The organism is Phenylobacterium sp., from assembly GCF_036263695.1.
Classification (GTDB): Bacteria; Pseudomonadota; Alphaproteobacteria; order Caulobacterales; family Caulobacteraceae; genus Phenylobacterium.
This window is the reverse complement of sequence record NZ_DATAGM010000384.1, coordinates 1-8438: the sequence shown is the minus strand read 5'-3', so window position 1 is coordinate 8438 and position 8438 is coordinate 1. Positions and strand designations below refer to the sequence as shown.

The following is an 8438-nucleotide window of genomic DNA, read 5'->3' as shown; positions in this document are numbered from 1 at the left end:
AAGGCGGCGGACCGCCGTCCGCTCGAAGGGATCGCCCGCCGCGTGCTCGCCGGCGGCGGCCCGCACCCGGTCGAAGCCGAACAGGGCGCCGGCCCCGTGGTAGGCGCGGGCGGCGTTGGCCAGCGGCCAGCTGGACGCGGCGGCCAGGTCGACCAGATCGGCGGCGGTGGTCAGGGCGCGCGTCAGGGCGACGGTGCGCGACAGCTCCGCCGGCGCGCCGGCCGCGGCCAGCCGGTCGGCGGCCGCCAGCACGCCGGCCCGCTCGTGCGGCGACAGCACGTCCGGCATCAGCCGGCGCAGGCTTTGAACGGCGGGGGCGTACCGGGCGGTCAGGTCCTTGACGCTCGAGCCGGCTCGGGCGGCCCGCCTGGCGAGCCAGAAGGTCTGGCCTCGGAGCGCGGCCGCCAGCTCCCGGAACAGCGCCAGCTGCGCCCCGGAGGCGACCTCGCCGTCCAGCGCGGCCGCCTCGCCCCAGACGGCGTCGAGGTCCAGCACCGCCCGGGCCGCCTGGTAGCCGCGGATGAAGGCGCTCACGTCCGCCCCCGAGCCGGCCATCAGCCGGTTGGCGAACGTCGGGCCGCAGCGGTTGACCACGTCGTTGGCCAGCACTGTGGCGACGATCTCGCGCCGCAGGCGGTGGCGGCGAAGCGGCTCGCGGTAGCGGCGCAGGGGCTTCGGGAAATACTCCTCCAGCACCTGTTCGAACTCGGGCTCGGCCAGCGCCGGGCACGCCGCCAGGCTGCGGGACAGCTCCAGCTTGCCGTAAGCCAGCAGCACCGCCAGCTCCGGCCGGGTCAGCCCCTTGCCGGTGCGTTGCAGCTCCTGGATCGTGGCGGCGTCCGGCAGGCCCTCGAGCGCGCGGTCGAGCCGCCCCGCCGTCTCCAGCTCGGCCATGAAGCGGGCGTGGGGCCCAAGCTCGCCCGGCGAGTCCAGCTCCAGCAGGGAGAGGGCGAGGGTCTGATCGTAGTTGTGCTGCAGCACATGCTGCGCCAGCTCCTCGGTCATGCTGCGCAGCAGGCGGTCGCGCGCAGGCCGCTTCAGCACGCCGGTCCGCTCCAGCACGCCGGTGAGGATCTTGATGTTCACCTCGTGGTCGGAGGAGTCGACGCCGCCGGAGTTGTGGATGGCGTCGGTGTCGATCCGCCCGCCGCCGCGGGCGAACTCGATGCGGGCCGCCTGGGTGAAGCCGAGGTTGGCGCCCTCGCCGACCACCAGGCAGCGCAGGTCCGCCCCGTTCACCCGGATCAGGTCGTTGGCCTTATCGCCGACGTCGGCGTTGGATTCGGCGCTCGCCTTCACATAGGTGCCGATGCCGCCGAGATAGAGCAGCTCGGCGCGGGCCTTCAGGATGGCGCGCATCAGCTCGTCGGGGGCCAGCTCCTCGGCCTCCACGCCGAGCAGGGCGCGCACCTCTTTCGAGAGCGGGACGGACTTCAGGCTGCGCGGGAAGACGCCGCCCCCGGCCGAGATGACGGCGCGGTCGTAGTCGTCCCAGGAAGACCTCGGCAGGGCGAACAGCCGCTCGCGCTCCGCGTAGGAAGCCGCCGGGTCCGGGGCCGGATCGAGAAAGATGTGGCGGTGGTCGAAGGCGGCCAGCAGCCGGATCTGCCGCGACAGCAGCATGCCGTTTCCGAACACGTCTCCCGACATGTCGCCCACGCCGATGACGGTGAACGGCTCGGCCTGGATGTCCTTGCCGAGCTCGCGGAAGTGGCGCGAGACGCCCTGCCAGGCGCCGCGGGCGGTGATGCCCATGGCCTTGTGGTCGTAGCCGGCGGAGCCGCCCGAAGCGAAGGCGTCGCCCAGCCAGAAGCCGCGCTCTTCGGCGATGCCGTTGGCGATGTCCGAGAAGGTGGCGGTGCCCTTGTCGGCGGCGACCACCAGGTAGGGATCGTCCCCGTCGTGGACCACGACACCCGGCGGGTGGACCACTTCGCCGCGCGGGGTGAGGTTGTCGGTCAGGTCCAGCAGCCCATGCAGGAAGGTGCGGTAGGCGCGGACGCCCTCGGCGCGCAAGACGTCCGGCGCGCCGCCCTTGGGCAGCTTCTTGGGGAAAAAGCCGCCCTTGGCGCCCACCGGCACGATGACCGCGTTCTTCACCTGCTGGGCCTTCGCCAGCCCCAGGACCTCGGTGCGGAAGTCGTCGCGCCGGTCGCTCCAGCGCAGACCCCCGCGGGCCACCGGTCCGAAACGCAGGTGGACGCCCTCCACGTGCGTCGCCCAAACGAATATTTCCCGGTAGGGCTTCGGCGCCGGCAGGTCGACGAGCTCGCCGCTGGCGACCTTGAAGCTGATGTAGGGCTTGGGCCGGCCGCCCGCGTCCAGCTGGTAGAAGTTGGTCCGCTGGACGGCCCCGACGAGCAGCGCCAGGCGGCGCAGCACGCGGTCGTCGTCCAGGCTCGGCACCCGTTGAAGGGCGGCTTCGATCTCGGCCATCACCGCCCGGCCCTGCTCGCGGCGCACCTCCGGCTCGGCGCGGATCGCCGGGTCGAAGCGGGTGCGGAACAGGTCGAGGATCAGCCGGGTGACGCCGGGATGCTCGGAGAGGGCCCGGGCCTGCACCGGCTCGGTGGGATCGAGGCCCGACTGCTGGCGGTAGCGGGCGAGCGCCCGGACCAGCGCCGCCTCGCGCCAGGAGATGGACAGCTCCAGCACCAGACGGTTGAACCCGTCGTTCTCGGTCTCGCCGGTCCAGACGGCGACGAAGGCCTCCTCGAAGGCGGCCTTCACGTCGGCGAACACCAGGTGCTCGCCGCGTTCGTCGTCGAGCTCGAACTCGTGCACCCAGACCGGCTCGCGTCCGGAGAGGGTCACCGGGTGCCCCGCCTCGAACATCGCCTTCAGGCCCATGTGCTCGAGAATCGGCAGCACGTCGGCCAGCGGGGCAGGCGCGCCCGGGCGATAGAGCTTGAAGCGCAGCTGGGTCGGCGTGTCGGTCGACTGGCGGAAGGCGCGCACGCGGACCGGCGCGCCGTCCATCGCCTCGATGACCGCCAGGTCGGCGATGGCCTCGGCCGCGTCGTAACGCTCGCGGTAGCCGGCGGGGAAGGCGCCCCGGCAGCGCAGCAGCGTCTCGGCCACCTGTTCGGTGGGCCAGTCGGAGGCGCGCACCGCCGCTTCGAAGCGGTCCTCCCAGGTGCGGGCGATCTCGGCGATCTGCCGCTCCAGCTCGGCCACGTCCGGCCGGCGGCGCACGTCCGGCGAAAATCCGATGATGAAGTGGACCCGGGCCAACGCGCCTTCGGCGAAGTTCGGATAGTAGGCCGACACCCGGCCCGAATAGGCCTCGGCCAGCAGCTCGCCGGCCCGCTCGCGGACCGTGGAGTTGTACCGGTCCCGCGGCACGTACAGCAGCAAAGAGGCGAACCGCTCGAAGGGGTCGCGCCGCTCGAATAGGCGCACGCGCGGGCGGTCGGCCAGGTGCAGCACGCCCTGGCTGATCCGCAGCAGCTCGTCTTCCGAGGCCTGGAAGAGCTCGTCGCGCGGATGGTTCTCGAGAATGTTGCGCAGCCGGTTGTCGGAGTGGCTGCCGGGCGTCTTGCCGGCCCGCTTCAGCACCCGGGCCACCTTGGCCCTGACCAGCGGCACCTCGGCGGCGGGCCGGTCGTAGGCCTCGGCGGTGAACAGGCCGACGAAGCGGATCTCGCCGAACGGGCGGCCGGCCTCGTCCCAGCGCTTCACCGCCACATAGTCCATGTAGGCCCGGCGGTGGACGCGGCTGCGCAGATTGGCCTTGGCGACGGTGACGCCCGGGTCGGCCAGGCGCCGGCGCAGGCTCGTCGCCAGCACCGCGGGCTCGCTGGAGCGGCGCAGCACCGCCTGCTCGGGGTCGCGCAGGACGCCCAGGCTGGCCTTAGGGTCGAACCTCGGCTCTTCGGGAACGAAGCCGCCGTCCTTGCCGCGCGGATACTCGTAAACCCGGGTCCCGAGGAAGACGAAGTGCCGGGCGTGCAGCCAGCGCAGGAAGGCCAGCTCCTCCTCGCGGGCCGGGCCTGCGGGTCCGGCGCTCTCGCGGGCGCGGATCGTCTCGTCCATCAGGGCGAGCATGGCGGGGAAGTCCGCGACGGCGCTGCGGACGTCCGCCAAGGTCCGGCGCACGCCCTCGATCAGCTGCGCCTCGCGGTCTGCGCCGACCTGCTCCAGCACCACCTGGATCATCGACCGCCGGGGGCCTTTGGGCAGCTCGACGATCGGATGGAACATGGCCCGCACGGCGATCCCCTGCTCGGCGACCTCGCCCATGATGCTGTCGACCAGGAAGGCGGAATCCGGCTGGACGATCTCCAGCCGCTCGAACCCGGGCGCGCCGGGCAGCGGGGCCACGCGGATCAGCGGCTCGGTCCCGAGCCGGCCCGAGCCGAAGCGCCAGAAGTCGGCGAAGGCCGCGCCCAGGGCGGCGGCGGAAAGCTCGGGGAGTTCGTCGGGGGCGGCGTCCTCCACCGCCTGCGCGATGAAGGCCTCGGCCGCATCGCCGGCGCCGGCCGCGGCGCGGAAGGCGGCGAGCAGCTCGTCGTGGAACTGTGCCGACACGCGGCCTTTGCGGGGGCTCATCCGAGGATCCGCCGGGTCCGACTCACCAGAACGCCGCCGGTGGAGAGTGACCGGCGGCGCCTGTCACCGCCGCGGGGGGGACGGCGGGACGCTGGGTGCTCGTTACGCTCCTTCCGGAGCGCGGGGCCGGGAGTGTGTCCCGTCCAATCCATAGATAGGGAGGCGGCGCTCACGTTGAAGACCCCGCCCTGGATTTCGGCTTGGCCGCATCTTCCTTGCGGTCCGCCGGCAGCTTTTCGCCGGGAGCGGCGTGGGGGTCGCGGTCGCGCAATTTCTCCGGCTCGCCGTCCTGAGACAACAGCACGGCGATCCAGCGGGTGCCGCTGAACTGGGCCAGGATGACCATCGCCATCACCGTCAACGGCGTCGACAGGAACATGCCCGGCAGTCCCCAGAGGGCGCCCCAGAAGGCCAGCGCCAGCAGCACCGCCACCGGGTCCAGGTTCAGGCTGCGGCCCTGCATCCGGGGCTGGATCACGTTCCCGACCACGAACTGGATCGCGTAGAGCACGCCCAGCAGGATCAGCGCCGTCCAGTAGCTGGGGAACTGCACCAGGCCGAACACCGGCGGCAGGGCGATGCCGACGAAGCCGCCGATGATCGGGATGTAGGAGGCGATGAAGATCAGGAAGGCCCAGAAGGCGGCGTTGTCCAATCCGAGCACCGCCATGGCGATCCAGGAGGCGACGGCGATCATCAGGCCGGTGACCGTCTGGACCCACAGGTACTGCTCGACCCCGTCGCGGATGCGCAGGAAGGCCTCGACGGCCTCCTGCCGCTCTTCGCGTTCGGGGAACAGGCCGACAATCTTGCGCTCCCAGAGGCGTCGCGAAGCCAAGAGGAAGCCCAGGTAGATCAGCACGAACACCGCGTCGGAGGCGAAGCCCTGCAGGCGGCCGGCGAGGTCGCGGACGAAAGCGGTGGGATTGAGCTGTTGGAACAGCTGGCTGAGGGTCGGGGGCACCTCCATCCCCATCATTCCCGCCACCTGTGCGATCAGCTCGTTGAGCCTGGGCGTGTAGTCCACCAGCTGGACGGCGAATTCGGCGGCGTTGTCGGCGATGAACAGGGTCGCGGCCACGAACACCAGGATGGCGATCAGGATGGCGGTAGGCAGCGCCGCCCGCCGCGGCAGGGAAGGCGCATGCTTGCGGATCAGCCGCACCAGACCGTCGATCAGCACGGCCAGGAAAAGCGCCAGCGCCAGCGGGGTGAAGATCTCCCGCAGCCAATAGAGCACCGCCCCGCAGGCGACCACCGCCAGGATTATCAGCGCTGTCTTCGACACCACTGCGGGCGGGACGGGCGGCGGCGCGGATCGGGCGGGCGGCATGGCCGGCGGACTGTCGTCGGGCCGGCGCCGCGCGTCAATCCAGCCTCGATGCTGGCGCGTCGCGCCGCCGCCCTCTAGCTTCCAGCCGACACCAGGACGAGGACGCGAAATGACCGACCATGGGGTGCTGATCGGCCAGGCGGAGGCGCCGCAGGTCCTAAGGCTCGACCGGGCGAACCGTCACGGCCTGGTGGCGGGCGCCACCGGCACGGGCAAGACCGTCACCCTGCAGATCCTGGCCCAGGGCCTCTCCGACGCCGGCGTCCCGGTGTTCGCCGCCGACGTGAAGGGCGACCTCTCCGGCATCTCCCAGCCCGGTCAGCCGAACGAGAGATTCCTGGCCCGCGCCGCCGGCATGGGCCTGCAGCTGCGCCCCGAAGCCGCCCCGACGATCTTCTGGGACCTGTTCGGCGAGCAGGGGCACCCGGTGCGCGCGTCGATCTCCGAGTTGGGCCCCCTGCTGCTCTCGCGCATGCTGGAGCTCAACGAGGTGCAGGAGGGGGTGCTCAGCGTCGTCTTCCGTGCCGCCGACGACGAGGGCCTGCTGCTGCTCGACCTCAAAGACCTGCAGGCGGCGCTGGCCTGGACCGCGGAGAACGCGGCTGCCATCGGCCAGCAGTACGGCAACGTCTCCAAGGCCACCGTCGCCACCATCCAGCGCAAGCTGCTGGTGCTGGAGGACCAGGGCGGCGACCGGCTGTTCGGCGAGCCGACCCTGATGCTGTCGGACCTGATGCGCACCGACGGGTCGGGCCGCGGCTACGTCAACGTGCTGGCCGCCGACAAGCTGATCAATTCGCCCAGGCTATACGCGACCTTCCTGCTGTGGCTGCTGTCCGAGCTGTTCGAGGAGCTGCCGGAGGTGGGCGATCCGGAGAAGCCCCGGCTCGCGTTCTTCTTCGACGAGGCGCACTTGTTGTTCCGCGACGCGCCCAAGCCGCTGCTGGAGAAGGTCGAGCAAGTCGTTCGGCTGATCCGCTCCAAGGGGGTCGGCGTCTACTTCGTGACCCAAAACCCGGCCGACATCCCCGAGACCGTGCTGGGCCAGCTCGGCAACCGGATCCAGCACGCCCTGAGGGCTTATACTCCGGTGGAGCAGAAGGGCCTGAGGGCCGCCGCCTCGACCTTCCGCGAGAACCCGGCCTTCGACACCGCCGAGACGATCCAGGCGCTGGGCGTGGGCGAGGCGCTGGTCTCGGTGCTGGACGAAAAGGGCGTCCCGACCATGGTTGCAAGAACACTGGTTCGCCCGCCGAACTCGCGGCTGGGGCCGGTGACGCCGGCCGAGCGGGCGGCGGTGATGGGGGCCAGTCCCGTTCGCGGGACCTACGACCGCGCGATGGACCGCGAGTCCGCCTTCGAGATGCTGAAGTCCCGCGCCGAGGCCGCCCAGGCCAAGGTCGAGGCGCCGCCCCGAAGCGCCCGCCAGGCCGAGCCGAAGGACGAGCGCGAGCCGGAGCGCGAGCGCGCTCCGCGGTCCCGGGCCCGCACCCGCGAAGGCGCGGGCGAAGCCTTCGCCAAATCGTTCATGCGCTCCGTCGGTAGCCAGATCGGCCGCGAGATCATGCGCGGGGTGCTGGGGAGCCTGCGGCGGCGGTAGGTAAACCTCTCCCCCGCTTGGCGGGGGGAGAGGTCTGTGAACTACCGCGGCGGCATGCGGATGGCGCCGTCGAGGCGGACGTGCTCGCCGTTGAAGTAGCCGTTGCGGCACATTTCCAGCGCCAGCGAGGCGTACTCCTCCGGCAGGCCCAGGCGCTTGGGGAAGGGCACGGAGGCGGCCAAGGCGGCCTTCACGTTCTCCGGCGCGGCGTTCATCAGCGGGGTGTTGAAGATGCCCGGCAGGATGGTGTTGACCCGCACCCCGTCGTTCATCAGGTCGCGGGCGATCGGCAGGGTCATGCCCACCACGCCGCCCTTGGAGGCCGAATAGGCCGCCTGGCCCACCTGGCCGTCCACCGCCGCCACCGAGGCGGTGTTGACGATCACCCCGCGTTCGCCGCCGTCCAGCGGCTCGAGGCTCAGCATGCCGGCCGCCGACTTGGCGATGCAGCGGAACGTGCCGATCAGGTTGATCTGGATGATGGTCTCGAAGATCTGCATCGGGTGAGGCTTGATCTCGCCCGTGGTCTTGTCGCGGCTGGCGGTCTTGGCGGCGAAGCCGGTGCCGGCGCAGTTGATCAGGATCCGCTCCTGGCCGTGGGCTTCGCGGGCCTTGGCGAAGCCCGCGTCGACCTCGTCTTCCTTGGTGACATTGACCTTGCAGAACACGCCGCCGACTTCTTTGGCGACCGCTTCGCCCTTCTGCTCGTTCATGTCGAAGATGGCGACCTTCACACCTTGCGCGGCCAGCGCGCGGACGGTGGCTTCACCGAGGCCGGAGGCTCCGCCGGTGACGATCGCGACGACGGATCCGTTGAGTTCCATGGACGCCCTGCTCCCGATTGCGTTTAGATAAAGAAGAGGAGGCGGCAAGGCTTAGCCCCATGAGCACCAGTTCAAAAGCGTCACCCCACGTCAAGGCGGCGGATTTCGATCCGCGCCGCCCGATCGATCC

4 protein-coding genes are annotated in these 8438 nt (G+C 71.2%); 1 reads left to right on the top strand and 3 read right to left on the bottom strand.

Annotated features, from left to right (window positions below):
- The coding region (locus VHK87_RS15575) for an NAD-glutamate dehydrogenase (RefSeq protein WP_329635807.1) at window positions 1-4551 on the bottom strand (4551 nt) is incomplete at its 3' end.
- 169 nt (window positions 4552-4720) lie between these two features.
- Entirely contained in the window at window positions 4721-5839 is a 1119-nt protein-coding gene (locus VHK87_RS15570; protein ID WP_329635806.1) for an AI-2E family transporter, read from the bottom strand.
- 154 nt (window positions 5840-5993) lie between these two features.
- On the opposite strand from VHK87_RS15570, the gene VHK87_RS15565 reads away from it, so the two are divergent.
- Window positions 5994-7484: a helicase HerA-like domain-containing protein gene (locus VHK87_RS15565; RefSeq protein WP_329635805.1), complete on the top strand. Its 1491-nt coding sequence runs from the start codon at window positions 5994-5996 to the stop codon at window positions 7482-7484.
- 41 nt (window positions 7485-7525) lie between these two features.
- Here VHK87_RS15565 and VHK87_RS15560 read toward each other — a convergent pair whose 3' ends face one another.
- Window positions 7526-8308: an SDR family NAD(P)-dependent oxidoreductase gene (locus tag VHK87_RS15560; RefSeq protein ID WP_329635804.1), complete on the bottom strand. Its 783-nt coding sequence runs from the start codon at window positions 8306-8308 to the stop codon at window positions 7526-7528.
- Between the last annotated feature and the right edge of the window lie 130 nt (window positions 8309-8438).